17 protein-coding genes are annotated in these 16,975 nt (G+C 59.7%); 8 read left to right on the top strand and 9 right to left on the bottom strand.

All coding sequences use genetic code 11. From position 1 onward, the window contains the following. Positions 1-11: 11 nt before the first annotated feature. On the bottom strand, positions 12-1,823 hold the full coding sequence (locus NIM86_RS03625) for a monovalent cation:proton antiporter-2 (CPA2) family protein (RefSeq protein ID WP_253379195.1): 1,812 nt from the start codon (positions 1,821-1,823) through the stop codon (positions 12-14). A gap of 138 nt (positions 1,824-1,961) precedes the next feature. Between NIM86_RS03625 and NIM86_RS03620 the strand changes: the two genes are divergently transcribed. The 5 genes from NIM86_RS03620 (at position 1,962) to lpxK (ending at position 6,957) form a co-directional block, all read left to right on the top strand. Continuing rightward, positions 1,962-3,302, top strand: a complete 1,341-nt coding sequence (locus tag NIM86_RS03620; RefSeq protein ID WP_253379193.1) for a TldD/PmbA family protein — start codon at positions 1,962-1,964, stop codon at positions 3,300-3,302. Next, a complete protein-coding gene (locus NIM86_RS03615) occupies positions 3,295-4,098 on the top strand; it encodes a 3'(2'),5'-bisphosphate nucleotidase CysQ (protein ID WP_253379192.1) in 804 nt (267 codons plus the stop codon). Before NIM86_RS03620 ends, NIM86_RS03615 begins: the two co-directional genes overlap by 8 nt. A gap of 111 nt (positions 4,099-4,209) precedes the next feature. Then, entirely contained in the window at positions 4,210-4,455 is a 246-nt protein-coding gene (locus NIM86_RS03610) for a DUF4170 domain-containing protein (RefSeq protein WP_253379190.1), read from the top strand. 115 nt (positions 4,456-4,570) lie between these two features. Beyond that, positions 4,571-5,899 carry a 3-deoxy-D-manno-octulosonic acid transferase gene (locus tag NIM86_RS03605; RefSeq protein WP_253379188.1) on the top strand — a complete coding sequence of 443 codons (1,329 nt, stop codon included), beginning with the start codon at positions 4,571-4,573 and terminating at the stop codon, positions 5,897-5,899. A gap of 14 nt (positions 5,900-5,913) precedes the next feature. Further along, positions 5,914-6,957, top strand: coding sequence for a tetraacyldisaccharide 4'-kinase (gene lpxK, locus NIM86_RS03600; protein WP_253379186.1), 1,044 nt, complete (start codon positions 5,914-5,916; stop codon positions 6,955-6,957). Here lpxK and NIM86_RS03595 read toward each other — a convergent pair. From NIM86_RS03595 to queF, 3 genes are all read right to left on the bottom strand, one after another. Next, positions 6,954-7,190, bottom strand: coding sequence for a DUF2093 domain-containing protein (locus NIM86_RS03595; protein ID WP_253379181.1), 237 nt, complete (start codon positions 7,188-7,190; stop codon positions 6,954-6,956). The two genes, lpxK and NIM86_RS03595, sit on opposite strands and share 4 nt — an antisense overlap. Before the next feature lie 50 nt (positions 7,191-7,240). Then, on the bottom strand, positions 7,241-9,082 hold the full coding sequence (mutL, locus tag NIM86_RS03590; protein WP_253379178.1) for a DNA mismatch repair endonuclease MutL: 1,842 nt from the start codon (positions 9,080-9,082) through the stop codon (positions 7,241-7,243). Between the two features lie 78 nt (positions 9,083-9,160). Further along, a complete protein-coding gene (gene queF, locus NIM86_RS03585) occupies positions 9,161-9,622 on the bottom strand; it encodes a preQ(1) synthase (protein WP_371872847.1) in 462 nt (153 codons plus the stop codon). 244 nt (positions 9,623-9,866) lie between these two features. Here queF and NIM86_RS03580 point away from each other — a divergent pair, with 244 nt between their 5' ends. The 3 genes from NIM86_RS03580 (at position 9,867) to NIM86_RS03570 (ending at position 12,959) form a co-directional block, all read left to right on the top strand. Then, a complete protein-coding gene (locus tag NIM86_RS03580; protein WP_253379174.1) occupies positions 9,867-10,997 on the top strand; it encodes a TRAP transporter substrate-binding protein in 1,131 nt (376 codons plus the stop codon). Between the two features lie 124 nt (positions 10,998-11,121). Continuing rightward, positions 11,122-11,640: a TRAP transporter small permease gene (locus NIM86_RS03575; RefSeq protein WP_253379173.1), complete on the top strand. Its 519-nt coding sequence runs from the start codon at positions 11,122-11,124 to the stop codon at positions 11,638-11,640. Next, complete coding sequence (locus NIM86_RS03570; protein ID WP_253379168.1) at positions 11,637-12,959, top strand: TRAP transporter large permease; 1,323 nt, start codon at positions 11,637-11,639, stop codon at positions 12,957-12,959. Before NIM86_RS03575 ends, NIM86_RS03570 begins: the two co-directional genes overlap by 4 nt. Positions 12,960-13,033: 74 nt before the next feature. Here NIM86_RS03570 and NIM86_RS03565 read toward each other — a convergent pair whose 3' ends face one another. The 5 genes from NIM86_RS03565 to pimC form a co-directional block, all read right to left on the bottom strand. Next, positions 13,034-13,369: a TIGR01244 family sulfur transferase gene (locus tag NIM86_RS03565; protein WP_253379167.1), complete on the bottom strand. Its 336-nt coding sequence runs from the start codon at positions 13,367-13,369 to the stop codon at positions 13,034-13,036. A 67-nt stretch (positions 13,370-13,436) separates the two neighbouring features. Continuing rightward, positions 13,437-13,877 carry a DUF6691 family protein gene (locus NIM86_RS03560; RefSeq protein WP_253379160.1) on the bottom strand — a complete coding sequence of 147 codons (441 nt, stop codon included), beginning with the start codon at positions 13,875-13,877 and terminating at the stop codon, positions 13,437-13,439. 5 nt (positions 13,878-13,882) lie between these two features. Beyond that, a complete protein-coding gene (locus tag NIM86_RS03555) occupies positions 13,883-14,311 on the bottom strand; it encodes a YeeE/YedE family protein (protein ID WP_253379158.1) in 429 nt (142 codons plus the stop codon). Positions 14,312-14,475: 164 nt separating this feature from the next. Beyond that, on the bottom strand, positions 14,476-15,624 hold the full coding sequence (locus tag NIM86_RS03550) for an acyl-CoA dehydrogenase family protein (RefSeq protein WP_253379156.1): 1,149 nt from the start codon (positions 15,622-15,624) through the stop codon (positions 14,476-14,478). 37 nt (positions 15,625-15,661) lie between these two features. Beyond that, positions 15,662-16,867 (bottom strand): pimeloyl-CoA dehydrogenase large subunit, encoded by a 1,206-nt coding sequence (gene pimC / locus NIM86_RS03545; protein WP_253379154.1) that lies wholly within the window; start codon positions 16,865-16,867, stop codon positions 15,662-15,664. Between the last annotated feature and the right edge of the window lie 108 nt (positions 16,868-16,975).

Genomic DNA, 16,975 nt, shown 5'->3' with positions numbered 1-16,975 from the left:
GAAAACAGCGATCAGCCGGCGGACCATGCGCCATCGTCCTTGTTCTTCGCGCTGGCTGCCTCACGCCTCTTCTTCGGCTCGATCAAGGGTTCGGGAACAGGGCTTGTGAATACTTTCTCCTGTCCGGCGAACAGACCTTCGACCTGCTGAATCGCCAGACGCTCCTCATCACGCTGGCGCACATCCTTTTCGATCTCGTGCGCGAGATGGTCTTCGATCCCAAGGGCGTGCAGCGTGTGGCGTCCGAAAACGAGCGCGCTTTCGACAGTCTCGCGCAATTCATAGTCCACATTGCGCTTTCGCAGGGCGATGGCGTGGGCTCTGTCCCACGAGCGGGCGTAAATCTTGGCGTTCGGATATTCCGATGACACCAGATCGACGATCCGGTTGGTGATCGATGGCAGATGGGTGCAGACAAGGACGATCTTGGCGCGGCGTATTCCCGCAGCCTCAAGAACATCCTTGCGGCAGCCATCGCCATAATAGATACGGAAACCGAACTTGCCTGCCTGTGTCACGCGCTCGGCCGAAAGGTCGATCACAGTCACGTCGACGCCGCCTGCCAGCAGCATTTGCGCTGTGATCTGGCCGAAGCGTGAGAAACCTATCATCAGCACATCGCTTCCGGCATTGGCGAAATCCTCCTCCATCACGTCGTCGTCCTGGAGCGTCGTGTTGGTGATCCAGTCGCCGATCCTGCGGCTGAGCGGCGTCAAAGCCATTGAGATGGTGACGATAGCGACGAGGATAGAAGCAATGCGCGCCGAAAAGATGCCGCTGCTGGCTGCCGCGGAAAAAAGGACGAAGCCGAATTCACCGCCCTGGGGCAGTAAAGTGGCCACCCGCATGGCGTCGTCATTGGTCGAGCCGAACACTTTGGCAAGCACAAAGATGACGAGGCCCTTGATCAGTAGAAGGGCGGGTACGGCCGCCACGATCAGCAGCAGATTGTTCTGAATAACGGTCAGATCGAGCGACAGGCCCACAGCCATAAAAAACAGGCCGAGCAGAATGCCGCGGAATGGTTCGATATCCGCCTCCAACTCGTGGCGATAGCGCGATTCCGCCAAAAGAACGCCGGCGATAAATGCGCCCATGGCCATGGAAAGTCCGGCCCACTGCATCGCCAGTCCCGCACCGATCACGAGCAGCAGCGCCGCTGCGATCATCACTTCCCGCGCGCCGGTATTGCCGATGAAGCGGAATAGCGGGTTGAGAAGATACCGACCGGCAAGCACAAGCCCTGCGACCGTTCCTATGGCGATAATGATGGAAAGGAGTGGGGAGCGTACATCTTCCGGAGCGAATGGCGCGAGAAAAGTGGCGAGCACAAGAAGCGGCGCGATGGCGATGTCCTGAAAAAGCAGGATCGAGAACGCGCGCTGTCCATAGCGGCGGTTGGTGTCGCCCGTATCTTCAAGGATCTGCATCCCGAAGGCCGTCGAGGAAAGGGCGAGCCCGAATCCGGCGATGATCGCTGCCGCAGGCGGCAGGAAAGTCAGCAGCAGGAACGAAAGGATGAAGCCGGTCAGCAAAACCTGGGACAGACCCAGTCCGAAAATATCGCGGCGCAACGCCCATAGCCGCGATGGTTTCAGTTCCAGGCCGATCAGGAACAGTAGGAACACCACGCCAAGTTCGGCGATATGAAGGATTTCCTCGCCGTCGGCGATCAGTCTCGCCACCGGACCGATCAAAATACCCGCAGCGATGTAGCCAAGTACCGTACCGAGGCCGATCCGCTTGAATAGCGGCGCAGCGATTACAGCGCCCGCTAAAAGGAGGACCGCTTCACCGTATAGAGATACTTCTGGCGTCGCCAAAACCGTCTGTTCCTCATCCTGGGAGATATTGCCGCAGCAGGCGGCTGCTTGTCACGACCGTTTGTCCCTCATAGATGGTGCATAGCAATATCGAGAGAAGAGAATCCATTGGCCGTTGCGATAAAGGATCGTCCTGAAATGAATTCCAAGGACGAACAGGCGCGTCTTGACCGCGTCTCCGAACTGGTCGAGGCGGCGCGCAGCGCGGGAGCCGATGCAGCCGACGCCATTTGCGTCACTGGCCGCTCCCAGTCGGTGTCCGTCCGCGAAGGCAAGGTCGAGAACAGCGAGGCCGCCGAAAGCGACGATGTTTCCTTGCGCGTTTTCGTCGAAGGGCGCATCGCGTCGGTCGGCGCGACACGCGGCTACGATCCGCTCCGCCTCGCCGAGCGGGCCGTGGCAATGGCCCGTGTTGCACCAATCGATGAAAGCCGGTCTCTCGCCGATCCCAAACGCCTTACCGGAACGACGGTCGATCTCGATCTGTTCGACGAGAGCTGGCCCGACGCCGATTCAATGGTCGCCACGGCTCTTGAAATGGAGACGGCGGCGGGCGCGGTCGATGGCGTTTCGCAGATCATGGGCGCCGGAGTTTCATGCTCTCGAAGTGGACTGACGCTGGTGACGTCGGGCGGATTTTCGGGCTCGTACCGGGGTAGTCATTTTTCGCGCTCGATTGCGGCGCTTGCCGGCACAGGCCAGAGCATGGAGCGCGATTACGACTTCTCATCTTCGCGCCACCTGAACGACTTGCGCCAGCCCGAAGAGATTGGCAGACATGCCGGAGAGCGGGCCGTACGTCGCTTGGGCGGCCGCAAAATGCCGACCGGACCCGTCACCGTCATTTTCGATCCGCGTGTGGCGCGAGGCCTTGCCGGCACGATGGGTCAATTGATCAATGGCAGCGCCGTGGTGAGAAAGACGAGCTTCTGGCGTGATCTGATGGGCCAGGCGGTGGCCGCGAACGGCATTACTCTCACGGACGATCCGCAGCGCGTGCGTGGCCCCGGCTCGCGACCTTTCGACGGTGAGGGCGTGCGTGGCGAGCCGATGACGATGATCGAGAACGGCATTCTGCGGAACTGGTTTCTGTCGACATCGACGGCCCGCGAACTGGGACTGCAGACGAACGGCCGAGGTGCGCGGAGTGGCGCTCAGGTCCTGCCTTCCAGCACGAATCTTGCAATCGAGGCGGGCGATATTTCGCCGGAAGATATGATAAGCGGCCTCGACCACGGCCTGTATGTGACCGAGGTGATCGGACAGGGCGTCAATCTGGTGACTGGCGACTACTCGCGCGGTGCGTCTGGCTTTCGCATCGAGAATGGAGAGTTGACGCATCCGGTGACGGAGGTGACCATCGCTGCCAATCTCAAGGATATGTTCCGGCGGATGCTCGCTGCAAACGATCTGGATCGCTCATTCGCCACCGCCGCACCAACTCTGCTTGTCGAGGGGATGACCCTTGCCGGTGAGTGACGCGCTGCCTGCCCTTGCAGATGATCTCGCGCTGATCAGAGAGGCTGCGGCAGAGGGCGGTCGCATTGCGCTGGCTCATTTCGGCAGCGACCCGGATGTCTGGAGCAAGGAGAACGACAGTCCGGTCTCCGAAGCCGATTTGGAAGTGGACCATTTCCTGCGAACCACGCTTCTTGCCGCGCGGCCGGATTACGGCTGGTTGTCGGAGGAAACGGAGGACGATCCGGCGCGCCTTTCGAAACGCCGATGCTTTGTTGTCGATCCAATCGATGGAACTCGGGCGTTTCTGGCCGGCAAGACGACATGGTGCGTTTCCATAGCGATAGTCGAGGGCGGCGTTCCTTTGACAGGCGTGCTCGACTGTCCGGCGTTGGATGAAATGTTCGAAGCCACAGCCGGGCAGGGTGCGTTCCGAAACGGGACCCGGTTGAGGGACAGGCGGGACACCGACAAATTGTCCATTGCGGGGCCAGCAAATCTGGTGCGGGGTTTGCCCCCGCACCTCGCCGAGGCCAACGGCTTCCAGGGCCATATCCCGTCGCTTGCCTATCGGATCGCTATGGTGGCCGATGGCCGGCTCGACGCCACCTTTATCAAGCCCAATGCGCACGATTGGGATATTGCCGCAGCCATGCTTCTCCTGACAGAAACGGATGGTCGGCTTCTACAGCCTGACGGGGATGACGTGAGAGTGGGGCAGCCGGCACCGAAGCATGGACCCCTGCTTGCCAGCCAGGCGCATCTGATCGGCGATCTTTTACCGGTTCTTCAGGCGGTCGCCCACAAGCGATCATGATTGCGTAATAGTCCTTTGTTTAGAGGATGCGGGCCTTGCATAGGGCAGTTATTGATTGTCTAACCGGCGGGCTTACGATCCAATATCAATTCGACCTTTCAGGAGGCATGCTTGGCCACGAACCCACAAAGCCAGGAGTCGAAACAGCTTCTCCATCTCGTCTTCGGCGGAGAGCTTGAAAGCCTCAATGGCCTGACCTTCCGCGATATCGACAACCTGGACATTGTCGGCATCTTCCCGAATTTCGCGACGGCGGAGAAAGCCTGGCGCAAAAAGGCCCAACAGACGGTCGACAACGCGCATATGCGCTACTTCATCGTTCATATGCACCGTTTCCTTTCGCCCGAGCAGGGCTGACAATGCTTAGGGCAGCGCGCCAGACCAGATTACCCAGTTTTATTGATCCTGCGCGCTTTTTAGCCTCGCTCCTGCCGGCACGGCAGATCACTTTTTCAACGACGTCATTTTTTTCATGAAACCGCTTTTCCCGCGTTTTGCTTTCGGTGCCTATAGGGCGGCAGGCCAGATCGTCAGACCTCTGACCGGCCTTTATCTCGCAGGACGCACCTTTGCCGGCAAGGAAGAGCGAAGCCGCCGGCGCGAGCGGTACGGCCATGCATCCGCGGAAAGGCCGGAACGGCCGCTGGTTTGGGTCCATGCCGCGAGCGTCGGCGAACTCAACGCCATCGCCGGCCTTATCGACTATCTGGCGCGCCACAATGTGCATGTCCTTCTCACGACGTCGACGGTGACGGCTGCGGCGATCGCGGCCAAACGTTTCGATGATCGTGTGACGCATCAATACCGGCCGCTCGACATTCCGGCGATCATGCGCCGCTTTCTGGACTTCTGGCGGCCAGATCTCGTTGTAAGCTGTGAATCGGAAATCTGGCCCACAACCATTCATCTCTTGTCCGAGCGCCATATTCCCCATGCGCTGGTCAATGGCCGCTTGTCCGACAGGACATTTGGCAGGTGGCGCAGGAACCCTTCGCTCGCCGCTACACTTCTCAACCGCTACGCGCTCATTCTGGCGCAATCGGATGAACAGGCGGAACGGTTCAGCCTTCTTTCGGAGCGGCGGGTCGTTTCGACCGGCAATCTGAAGGCCGATGCGCAAATTCCGGCAGCCGAGATGGAAGAGGTGCGCAGGCTCGGCGCATCCATCGGCCAGCGGGATGTGTGGGCGGCTATCTCGACCCATCCCGGCGAGGAGAAAATGGCTGGCGCTGTCCACCAGATGCTGGAAAAGCGTCATCCCGATATTCTGACATTGATTGTGCCGCGTCACGCCGAGAGAGGCGATGCTATTGCCCAGCAATTGAGTGAAGCAGGCCTGCGGGTCGCACAGCGTAGCAAGGGCGAGGTTCCGGATCGCCAGACTGACGTCTGGCTGGGCGATACAATGAACGAACTGGGCCTTTATCTTCGTTTAACGGGGATCGCTTTCATGGGCCGCTCGCTCGCGGAAGAAGCCACCGGCGGACAGAACCCCCTTGAGGCTGCGATGCTGGACACCGCGATACTGACCGGTCCGGAATACACCAATTTTCGTGATGCCTTCGAGCGGCTGCGCAAGGCGGGTGGCGCCAAGATGGTAAAGGATAAGGAGACGCTTGCCGGGGCGGTCAACTTCCTTCTGACGCGACCGTCGATGCGTAATCGCATGGCCGCCGCAGCCGCCGATGCGGCAGGCAAGATGCGAGGCGCGCTGGATGCGACTCTTCGCGAACTGGACCGCTTTATCCATCCGCTTATCATGGACGCGACGTTCCGCAACGAAACCGACGAATTTCACTAGGCGAAAGCGGGTCTATGGCGAGCGAAGCTCCTCCTTTCTGGTGGATAAAGGGCGATTGGCGCGGTTATGCCATGGCTCCGGCAGGATGGGTTTACGGCGCCGTCGCTGGCTATCGCCAGGATCGAGCGCCGCGCCGACCTGTCGAGGTTCCGGTTCTCTGCGTCGGCAACTTCACCGTTGGAGGAGCCGGCAAAACGCCAGTCGCCATTGAACTGGCGCGCGCCGCAGGACGACTGGGTCGGAAGCCCGGCATACTTTCACGCGGCTATGGCGGCAACCTCGATCGGCCGCGTTTGGTCGACCCGGATCACGATCTCGCCCGCCATGTTGGCGATGAACCGCTTTTGCTGGCGCGGGCGGCGCCCGTCGCTGTCACGCCAAATCGTCTGGCCGGCGCGCGTCTTTTGATGGAAGAGCGGCAATGTGACCTGCTGATCATGGACGACGGTTTTCAAAGCGCGCGTATTGCCATCGATCACGCCATGCTTGTTGTGGATGCGCACCATGGGTTCGGCAACGGCCACATCATACCAGCGGGTCCGTTGCGAGCGCCGCTTCGCACTCAACTCCGCCATGCCGACAGTTTGCTTGTGATGGGTGAAGGAGACGCGGCCGACCATGTGGTGCGTGTCGCCGCGCGGGCGGCTCTTCCCATCCATCGCGCCCGGATCATCCCGAAAAGCTCGCCGGATCTGTCAGGCAAGCCATGCTTCGCCTTCGCCGGTATCGGGGTGCCGGAAAAGTTTTACATCACACTCGAAGAAATGGGCGCGCAGCTCGCGATGACCCGCTCATTCCCAGATCACCATGCCTTCACCGAAGATGACGCGGCCGAACTGCTCGCCGACGCGCATCGGAATGGCTTGCCTCTCGTCACCACGGAAAAAGACGCCATTCGATTGCGGGGTGGGAAGGGCGCGCTGCAGACGCTTTACGATGAAAGCATCGTTCTTCCTGTGGATGCGAAATTCGACAATCCGACGGCCGCCGCGCGGATCATCGAAGCGACAATCGACGCCTATAAGCGTCGGCGATTGGCCGACGGCAACAGAACCTAATCCTTCCTGCGCTTGCGCAGGTCCGGATTGAGCTCGAGCTCGCGCTGCAATGAGATATTGCAGTCGCGATAGGCTTCCTGCCGGTCAACGCTCCAATATTTCAACTCTTCCAAAGGTATAGGCTCGCCCGTCACCGCGCACCGGACGAAGCTGCCATTGCGCTTGATACGGTAATCGCCGTCCAGATATTGAACTTCGGCCTCGCGGGACGACAGAAAATCCAGATGATTCATAATGGAATGGTCCTGAGCGGTTCCGGCAAGTGCAGAGGTTAGGATGTTCTCTAGCGGCGACCGAACAGTCTTTCAATATCCGCCAGTTTGAGTTCGATATAGGTCGGCCGACCGTGATTACACGTGCCAGAGCCGGGAGTGGCTTCCATCTGCCGCAGCAAAGCGTTCATCTCTTCCATTCGTAGCCTCCTGCCGGACCGCACAGAGCCGTGGCAGGCCATGGTCGCGGCAACATGGTTGAGCCGCAGGCGGAGCCCGTCACTGCCATGCTCATCCGCCAGTTCGTCGCAGAGGTCGCGAACGAGCGCGCCCGCATCGATCTCGCCCAGCATTGACGGGGTGGCCTGCACGGCCACGGCCCCCGGTCCGAACCGTTCGACGATGAGGCCGAATTGGGCCAGTTCATCAGCAACATCCTCCAATCGGTTCACATCATCGGCGGGAAGGTCGACGATTTCCGGTATCAGTAGATGCTGGCCGGGGAGGGATCGTCCTCCCATCGCGGCTTTAAGTTTTTCATAAACAAGACGCTCATGCGCAGCGTGTTGATCGACGAGCACCAGCGAATCCGCTGTTTGCGCGACGATATAATTTTCGTGGATTTGCGCCCTTGGCGCGCCCAAAGGAAACTCGGCCGGCTCTTTTTGAAGAACCTCATCGCTCGACCGGTCTTGCCTTTTGAAGTCAGCCTGCGCCGTCTCCGCAAAGCCTCCAGATTCAATCGGCGCATAAGGGGAGGGGTCGTTTAGGTGGGCGAAGGGCGCATCGCTCCGGGCCGAAGGGGGAAACGCGAAGTCGTTCGAATGGTGACGTAGGCCGCTTGAGGCGGCCGTCGAACTTGCAGTTGCAGGTTTGAATGCGGCTGCCATGGCGTCCGTGGCGGTGGTCGAGGGACGGATGCCCGCCGTCGATAGCGCCTGACGGATAGCGCCGACGATCAGCCCGGAGATCAGGCCGCTATCACGAAAGCGGACATCCGCCTTCTGCGGATGAACATTGACGTCCACCAATGCCGGGTCGAGATCGATGAATAACACAACGGCAGCGTGGCGATTGCGCGGCAGGGCGTCGGCGTAAGCGCCTCTAATCGCGCCCGACAGTCGTTTGTCGCGGACGGGCCGACCGTTGACCATCACGTATTGGTGCTGAGCGTTGCCTCGGCTGTAAGATGGAACGGAAACCCGTCCCGTAAGCCGGACACCGTCACGCATGGCGTCGATAGGCAGCGAATTGTCGGTAAAGGTTTTGCCGAGTATGTCGGCCATCCGCGTCTTTGCAGCTATTTCAGCGTCGCCATCGCAGGGCGGCAGCTCCAGCGAAGTCCGGTCCGGTCCCGTAAGCGCGAAGCGGACATCGGGAAACGCGAGCGCAATTCGACGGACCTGCTCACTGATGGCGGCACTCTCCGCCCGCTCGCTTTTCATGAATTTCAACCGTGCCGGCGTCGCGAAGAAAAGGTCGCGCACCTCGACGATCGTTCCGCGATTGCAAGCCGCAGGGCGGATCGGCGAGACCTTACCGCCTTCCACCGTGATTTCCGCGCCTTCGCCACTCGCTGTCGCCGAGCGGATCGAGAGCCGGGAGACCGAGCCTATAGAAGGAAGGGCCTCGCCACGAAATCCGAGTGACCGGATGTCGAAAATATCGTCCGTCAGCTTGCTGGTGCAGTGTCGCGCAATGGAAAGAGGCAGTTCGTCCTGCGTCATACCCGAGCCATCGTCGCTGACTCGCAGCAGAGAAAGACCCCCGCCGGCGGTTGCGATCTCGACGCGATGCGCGCCGGCATCGATGGCATTTTCGACTAGTTCCTTCACCACGGAAGCGGGACGCTCGACGACCTCGCCAGCGGCGATGCGGTTGACGATCGTTTCGGGAAGCTGGCGGATGGTCATCCGTCGATCATACGCCAAATTCGAGCTGAAATCGAAACCACCATCGCGGTTTCCACCGGCTTCTCGTCGCCGGCGAACCTACCCGCGGCCGCGATAGGGCGGCACGCCCTGATCGGGAATCCAGACATCGTCCGGCATCGGGCCTGTCTGCCAGAACACGTCGATGGGAATGCCGCCGCGCGGATACCAGTAACCGCCAATGCGCAGCCACCGGCATTCGGTCGCTTCGGCGATCCGGCGTCCCACCATCCGCGTGCAATCCTCGTGAAAAGCGCCATGATTGCGGAACGATGTCAGGAACAGTTTGAGGCTCTTGCTCTCGACGAGCTTCGGTCCCGGCACATAGTCGATGACCAGATGAGCAAAGTCGGGCTGGCCCGTCATCGGGCAAAGCGAGGTAAACTCCGGACAGGTGAAGCGGACGACGCACGGCGCTTCCGAAGCACCCGAATAGGGCACGGTTTCAAGCACGGCCTCGTCGGGATCGGTCGGCTGCTCGGTGTGGCTGCCGAGCATCTTCAGATCGGATGTATCCGTCACCATGGTCTCCTTCGCGCTCTCCAAAGAGGCTGTAAAGGTCGGCGAGCGCCTCATCAAGTCAGTGAAATTGGGCACGGCAAGATGAATTGCATTTACATGACCGGCTGGTCGGTCTTTAATAGATTCTGCCCGCATATACCCCCTATGGGAATGGGCGCATCACCGGTACAATGCCTTGGCCGGTCGGGTGGCGTTGAGGAAATGTGGCGCTCGTCCGATGCAGAAATCATAACGGGAGGAATATATGTCGACAATCTCACTGCGCCGTATGGCACTTGGGACATTTATCGGAGCTGCCACGATCTTCGCCTCTTCGGCAGGCTCGATGGCCGAGGAAGTTCTCCTGCGCATGGAGCATTTTCTACCGGCACAGGCCAATGTGCCCAAGCTGATCCTGGAGCCTTGGGCCAAAGCGGTCGAGCAGGATTCAGACGAGCGAATCAAGGTCGAAATCTATCCCGCCATGCAGCTCGGCGGCACACCGCCCGAATTGATCAATCAGGTGCGTGACGGAGTGATCGACGTCACCTGGTATGTCATCGGATACAAGCCCGGCCTCTTTCCCAGCAGCGAAGTGTTCGAGCAGCCCTTCATCATGGAAAACGCCGAGGCGACCTCCCGCGCGTTCTGGCGTCTCTTCGAAAAGGATATGAAGGATACCGAGTTTAAGGACTTCAAAATTCTCGGCACCTGGGTGCACGGCCCTGGCATCTTCCATTCCGACGAGCCGATCGAAAGCGTCGACGATCTTGCCGGAATGAAAATTCGCGGCGGCTCGCGGACCATCAACAATCTTCTGACCGAGCTTGGCGCTGAGCCTGTGGGTCTTCCCGTTCCCGCGGTGTCGGAAGCTTTGTCGAAGGGCGTCATCAACGGAACGACGATCCCTTGGGAAGTCGTGCCGGCCATCAAGGTATCCGAGCTCGTCAAGAACCATACCGAGTTCGGTACGCCTGCGCTCTATACACTCACCTTCGTTCTGGCCATGAACAAGGACAAGTATGAGAGCCTGCCCGACGATCTGAAAAAAGTTATCGATGATAATTCCGGCATTGAGTTTTCCGGCTTTGCCGGTCGAACGCAGGCCGGCGCTGACGGACCCTCGCGCGAGCAGGCTGTCGAGATGGGCAACAACATTATCGTTCTGGAAGGAGACGCGCTCCAGGGCTTCAAGGACGCGGCCGAGCCGGTCGTCGAAGCCTGGACCGAAGATGTCAGCTCCGAGGGAATCGATGGCAAGGCCCTTCTCGAAGAAGCAAAGATGCTCATCAAGGAAGAGAACGACTGGCTGAAGGAAGGCAACAGTTCAGTCGGACCGCTCGATGATGGCGCTAGCGACGCTGGCGCCGAGGCCAAGGAAGAAACGGCCAACTGATCCTGGCGCTCGCAGCGGACCGGTGCGCTTGAGAGATGCCGGTCCGCCGTGCTAGCCGCGTGAGGATGATGATGTGATTGGCTTCTCGATGTAGGTGTGGCCGATTTCTCGGAAGGGGCTTTCCATGGGCAGATGGATCGAGCGCCTGGCTCGGGCCAGCGCGATGTCGGGCGGTATCGTGCTCGTGCTGCTGACGATCATGACCTGTATCAGCATTATCGGCCGGGCGGGCCTTTCGATTGGTCTGAAGCCGGTGAAGGGCGATTTCGAACTGATCGAAGCAGGCGTCGCTTTTGCTATCTTCGCATTCCTGCCCTGGTGTCAGTTGCGACGCGCCCATGCGATGGTGGATCTCTTTACGTCCAGACTGCCAGCTCGCGTCAACCGATGGATCGACGTTGTCAGCGAGATCGTGATGACAGCGGCGTTGATCGTTATCACCTGGCGCCTCTATCACGGCCTTACCGACAAATTCCGCTATGGCGAGACGACCTTCATTCTGCAGTTTCCGGTCTGGTGGGGCTACGCGGCAGCGTTCGTACCCGCCGTCATCGCCTGCATCGTATCCATTTACATGGTGTATGTCCGCATTGGTGAACTGTCCGACAAGCGGCCGGTCGAGGCCGGGGGGACAATTCATTGACAAATCTCGAACTCGGCCTTTGGTCGTTTCCGGTTCTTCTGCTTCTGATTTTCCTGCGTATGCCGATCGGCCTGGCCATGCTGGTCGTCGGTTTCTGCGGCTCGTGGATGGTCGGCGGATCGACCCTCATGATCCTCGCCAAGCTGAAGAGCGAGACCTACACCACCTTCTCCTCCTACTCGCTGTCCATTGTCCCGCTTTTTCTGCTCATGGGCCAATTCGCCACGCTGGGCGGCATGAGCCAGAGCCTGTTCAAATCCGCCGAGGTCTGGCTCGGTCATCGCAAGGGCGGCGTCGCAATGGCTGCTGTCGGCGCCTGCGCCGGCTTCGGAGCGATCTGCGGATCATCTCTGGCCACTGCCGCGACCATGGGACAGGTCGCACTGCCGGAACTGCGCCGCTATGGCTATAGCGGCGCACTGGCGTCCGGCACACTCGCGGCAGGCGGTACGCTCGGCATTCTTATCCCGCCCTCCGTTATCCTCGTCATCTACGCCATTCTGACAGAGCAGAACATCGCCAAACTGTTCGTGGCAGCCTTTATTCCGGGCATTCTGGCGGCCATCGGCTACATGATTACGATCTCCATCTATGTGCGGCTGAAGCCAGATAGCGCGGGCCTGCGCGACCGAGTCTCGTACCGTGAGCGCTTCATTGCACTTGGTGAAGTCTGGCCCGTACTCGTGATTTTCCTTCTGGTGGTCGGCGGCATTTATGGCGGCTGGTTTACGCCGACGGAAGGCGCGGCCGTCGGCGCCGCCGGCACTGGGCTGATCGCACTCTTCAATGGCGGAATGAACTGGCGGACCTTCTCCGAAAGCATTCTGGCCACAGCATCGGCGACGGCGATGATCTTCCTCATCGTGCTCGGTGCGGGTATCTACAACGGCTTCCTGGCGCTTACGCAGGTGCCTCAGGAGGCGGCTGCCTGGGTGACGGATCAGGGCTTCGCACCAATGGTGGTGCTCATCATCATCCTGGTCTTCTATCTGCTGATGGGCTGCGTCATGGACTCGCTTTCCATGATCCTGCTGACCATCCCGATCTTCTACCCCATCGTGACGCAACTCGATTTCGGGATGAGTGTGGAGGATTTCTCCATCTGGTTCGGCATTCTGGCGCTGATTGTCGTGGAGGTGGGGCTGATCACGCCACCAGTCGGCATGAACCTCTTCATCATCAATTCGATGGCGAAGAGAGAAATCCCGATCCGTCAGACTTTCGTGGGTGTGCTGCCCTTCGTCGCATCCGACCTTATCCGGGTCGTCATACTCGTCGCTTTCCCCATTCTGACGCTGGGGCTTCTTCGGGTCTTCTGAGTGAGCAAGCAGGCGGACGCTAAAGACGGCCGTAAGATTTTTCGGCGAACGCGATGTATCCTGAATCCTGCCGGTTAGTAGCCGGCCTGCTTGGTCAGTGCGAAGAGATTGGTGCAGCGCGCGCCGGATCGGCAGTAGGCGAGAACCGGCTTCGGTAGATCTTTCAGCGCTTCGCCCATATCCGTGACATTATCGGCGACGATACCGCCCGAGACGACCGGAATATAACGAAACTGCAGGCCGGCTTGCGATGCCGCGCTCTCCACCTCTTGATGCGCTACGGCGCCATCCTCGCTGTCCGGCCTGTTGCAGACGACTGAGCGAAAGCCCTGACCGGCAATGACGGGAATATCGTTTGGCGAAATCTGGCCCGCAACGGCCAGATCTTCAGTGAGGTAGCGGAGATCCATCTGTCCTTGATCCTTGGAGATAAGACGCGTTTGATCCCGTACCTTATCGCCTGTCAGCAGAACCTTCTCAAGCCTTCGTATCCTGAAAACGCGGTGCGATGAACAGGCGCGCAATGACGTTGCCGGCCAGCAGCGAGCCGATAAAAAGAAGGGTGGGCGCAGGATTGAGAAGCACCGCCGGCGGGGAGCCGCCCGGGCAGAAACCGGCAATTCCCCAGCCTACGCCGAAAATGGCTGCGCCGCTTATGAGGCGGGTATCGATCGCTTTTGCGTCGGGCAGGTGAAATTCTGTGTCGAACACCGGATGCGACCAATTGCCGAATATCACACGGTAGCCGACGAAAGCCGTCGCCAACGCTCCGCCCATGACAAAGATGAGAGACGGATCCCAGTCACCAGCGATGTCGAAGAAGCTGATGACTTTGGCAGGATTGATCATGCCGGAAAGTGCGATGCCGAGGCCGAAGAGAACACCGGCTATGATGCCGGCAAAGATCTGACGGATCATTATCTTTAAGCTCCCGTGATCAGGCGTATCATGAACACCGTTACGACCGCGAAGCCGAGAAACGTCGCCGTCGCGGCCATGGAACGGGGCGAGAGGCGGGCATTGCCGCAGACGCCATGACCCGACGTGCAGCCGCTACCCAGCATCGTGCCGATCCCGACGAGCAAGCCACCGATTACGAGCAAAGGCGCCGACGCCGGCACTTGAACCGCAATGTCGTAGCCGGACATGAAAAGGACGAGCGGCGCGGCGATAGCCGCTGCGAGAAAGGCGAATTTCCATGGCTGGTCTGCCCAGTCACGCGGCTTGACCAGAATGGAGAGGATGCTTGTCATCCCGGCAATGCGGCCGTTGAACGCCATGAGAAAGACGGCGGATAGACCGATGAGAACGCCGCCGCCAAGAGACAACCACGGCGTAAAATCCGTTGGCATAAATTCCATAGACTGCCCCTGCTGGAATTTTTAACATATGAAATTTTCTATATGTTATATGGAGAACTCTTTCAAGACCACGACAGTCGGGTTTTGACGCAAAAGAAAAGCGCGGCAGAAAAGCCGCGCCTGCTAATCCAGAACCGCCAGTCTGGTCCGATCGTCTAAGGATCAAGAAGCGATCCCATCTCCGCCAGCCGGCTTATATGGTGGTCTGCATTGCCGAACAGCATGTCGTTGACGGTCACGCGTTTGAAATAATGGCTGATCGCATATTCCATGGTGACGCCGACACCGCCATGGAGCTGGATGGCCGTCTCAGCGGCCTTCCGTCCCTCCTGGCCCATCATGACCTTTGCTGCCGCCGCAGCCCGCGCCCGTTCAGCCACTTCGTCACTGCCGGCTTCCGCCGTCGCGTACATCGCAATCGAGCGCATCTGCTCCAGCGCGATAAAGATGTCGACGCTATCATGCTGCAAGACTTGGAACTTCGCGATCGGTACACCGAACTGCTTGCGATCCTTCAGATATTGCGTGGTCGTCGCCAGAATGCGTGTCAGAAGGCCAACCGCCTCGCCGGCCAAAGCAGCAATCGCCTGATCGTGCACCTTTGCAAGAGCGCCGTAGCCCTGGCCCTCTTCGCCCAGAAGCGCCGAAGCCGGCACTTTAACGTCCGATAGCGTGATCTCGGCGGCGGGTCGGTCGTCCTGCAGCCTGTAACCACGGCGAGAGATGCCGTCTGCGTCCGCATCGACGAGAAAAAGACTGATACCGTCTTCATCGCCTGTCTCGCCGGAGGTCCGAGCCGAGACAATGAACTTACCGGCATCGGCGCCATGCAAGACAAGACTCTTCTCGCCGTTCAGCACATAGCTGTCACCGTCCTTCTTTGCTGTCGTTTCGACATGGCTCAGCGTGTAGCGCGCCCCGCGCTCGCAATGCGCCAGCGCCATGATGAGTTCACCGCCGACGATCCGCGGCACCAGTTCGCCGCGCTGCTCGCCTGTGCCTGCTTCGCGCAGCATGCCGCCCGCCAGGACAACTGTCGCAAGGAACGGCTCCAGTGAGAGAACGCCGCCAAGACTTTCCATGGCGATCATGACGTCTTCCGGCCCGCCGCCGAAACCGCCGTCCTCCTCGGCGAAGGGCAGCATCAGAAGGCCGAGCTCGGCGAGCTGGCTCCAGACATCCTTCGACCAGCCCGGCTCGCCTTTGCGGATCTTTTCGCGATCCTCGAAACCGTATTTGTCGGACAGCAGTCGGTCGAGACTGTCCTTGAGCATCGATTGTTCTTCGGTGAGATCGAAATCCATTCGATCATTCCTCCATTCGCAGTCGCGTCAGACGGACTCAGAAACCGAGCACCGCCTTGGCGATAATGTTCTTCTGGATTTCGTTTGACCCGCCATAGATCGAGACCTTGCGGTAGTTGAAATAGTTCGGTGCCGCATGGGCCGCATAGTCCGGGCCGATTGGCGGCTCGTTATGGCCGAGATAGTCGTCATGCTGGCGCGGCGCGGCATAAGGCCCCATCACCTCCATCAGCAACTCGGTGCAACGCTGCTGGATTTCGCTGCCCTTGATCTTGAGGATGGACGAGGCCGGGTTCGGCGTTTTCGCATTCGGGTTCTTGGCGTCATCGGCGACGACCCGCATCTGGGTGATCTCCAGCGATTTCAGGTCGATCTCCAGTAATGCCAGCTTTTCGGCGAAACGGCGATCCTCGATCAGCGGCTTGCCGCCGGCGAGTTCAATGCCAGCGAGCTCGCGGATGCGTTTGGCGGCATGCTTGCTCATGCCGATCCGGGCAATGTTCGTCCGCTCATTGCCGAGCAGGAACTTGGCGTAATCCCAACCCTTGTTTTCCTCGCCGACGAGGTTCTCGACCGGCACTTTCACATCGTCGAAGAACACTTCATTGACCTCGACTCCGCCATCGGCGGTCTGGATCGGACGCACGGTGATGCCCTCGCTCTTCATGTCGATGAGCAGGAAGGAAATACCCTTTTGCGGCTTGTCGGCGTCGGGGTCGGTGCGCACCAGACAGAAAATCCAGTCCGCATGCTGTGCCAACGTTGTCCAGGTCTTCTGGCCGTTGACGATGTAGTAATCGCCTTCCTTCACCGCGCGCGTCTTTAGCGAAGCGAGGTCGGAGCCCGCGCCCGGCTCGGAGAAGCCCTGGCACCACCAGTCGGTCAGATCGAGAATGCGCGGCAGATAGGTCTGCTTCTGCTCCTCGTTTCCGAACGTATATATGACAGGGCCGACCATGTTGACGCCGAAGGGCAGGGGAGCTGGCGCGGGATAGGCCTGCAACTCTTCCAGGAAGATGTATTGTTCGACCGGGCCCCAGCCCGTGCCGCCATGTTCCTCGGGCCAATGCGGCGCGCCCCAGCCCTTGTCGGCCAGGATCTTCGTCCAGCGCTGGAACTGCTCCTTGGACGGATGGCCGCTCTCGACCATCGTTTCACGAATATCGTCCGGTACGTTTTCCTTGAAAAAGGTGCGGACCTCGTCGCGAAAAGCGCGCTGCTCGTCGCTCAATTTCAAATCCATTGAACCTTTCCTCCGTCAGACGATTTCGATCAGCCCGGCTGCGCCCATGCCGCCGCCGACGCACATGGTTATGACGGCTTCGACCATTGTCTACCTCCCTGCGCCGGG

This window comes from Notoacmeibacter sp. MSK16QG-6 (assembly GCF_024158145.1).
Classification (GTDB): domain Bacteria; phylum Pseudomonadota; class Alphaproteobacteria; order Rhizobiales; family Rhizobiaceae; genus Notoacmeibacter.
Note: the sequence above shows the minus strand (reverse complement) of the source record. Positions and strands in the feature narration are given on the sequence as shown.

Coding starts and splice junctions, on each gene's coding strand:
- NIM86_RS03620 (WP_253379193.1), top strand. CDS start 1,962: ATGAATTCCAAGGACGAACAGGCGCGTCTTGACCGCGTCTCCGAACTG.
- NIM86_RS03605 (WP_253379188.1), top strand. CDS start 4,571: ATGAAACCGCTTTTCCCGCGTTTTGCTTTCGGTGCCTATAGGGCGGCA.
- lpxK (WP_253379186.1), top strand. CDS start 5,914: ATGGCGAGCGAAGCTCCTCCTTTCTGGTGGATAAAGGGCGATTGGCGC.
- NIM86_RS03595 (WP_253379181.1), bottom strand. CDS start 7,190: ATGAATCATCTGGATTTTCTGTCGTCCCGCGAGGCCGAAGTTCAATAT.
- mutL (WP_253379178.1), bottom strand. CDS start 9,082: ATGACCATCCGCCAGCTTCCCGAAACGATCGTCAACCGCATCGCCGCT.
- NIM86_RS03580 (WP_253379174.1), top strand. CDS start 9,867: ATGTCGACAATCTCACTGCGCCGTATGGCACTTGGGACATTTATCGGA.
- NIM86_RS03575 (WP_253379173.1), top strand. CDS start 11,122: ATGGGCAGATGGATCGAGCGCCTGGCTCGGGCCAGCGCGATGTCGGGC.
- NIM86_RS03565 (WP_253379167.1), bottom strand. CDS start 13,369: ATGGATCTCCGCTACCTCACTGAAGATCTGGCCGTTGCGGGCCAGATT.
- NIM86_RS03560 (WP_253379160.1), bottom strand. CDS start 13,877: ATGATCCGTCAGATCTTTGCCGGCATCATAGCCGGTGTTCTCTTCGGC.
- NIM86_RS03555 (WP_253379158.1), bottom strand. CDS start 14,311: ATGCCAACGGATTTTACGCCGTGGTTGTCTCTTGGCGGCGGCGTTCTC.
- NIM86_RS03550 (WP_253379156.1), bottom strand. CDS start 15,624: ATGGATTTCGATCTCACCGAAGAACAATCGATGCTCAAGGACAGTCTC.
- pimC (WP_253379154.1), bottom strand. CDS start 16,867: ATGGATTTGAAATTGAGCGACGAGCAGCGCGCTTTTCGCGACGAGGTC.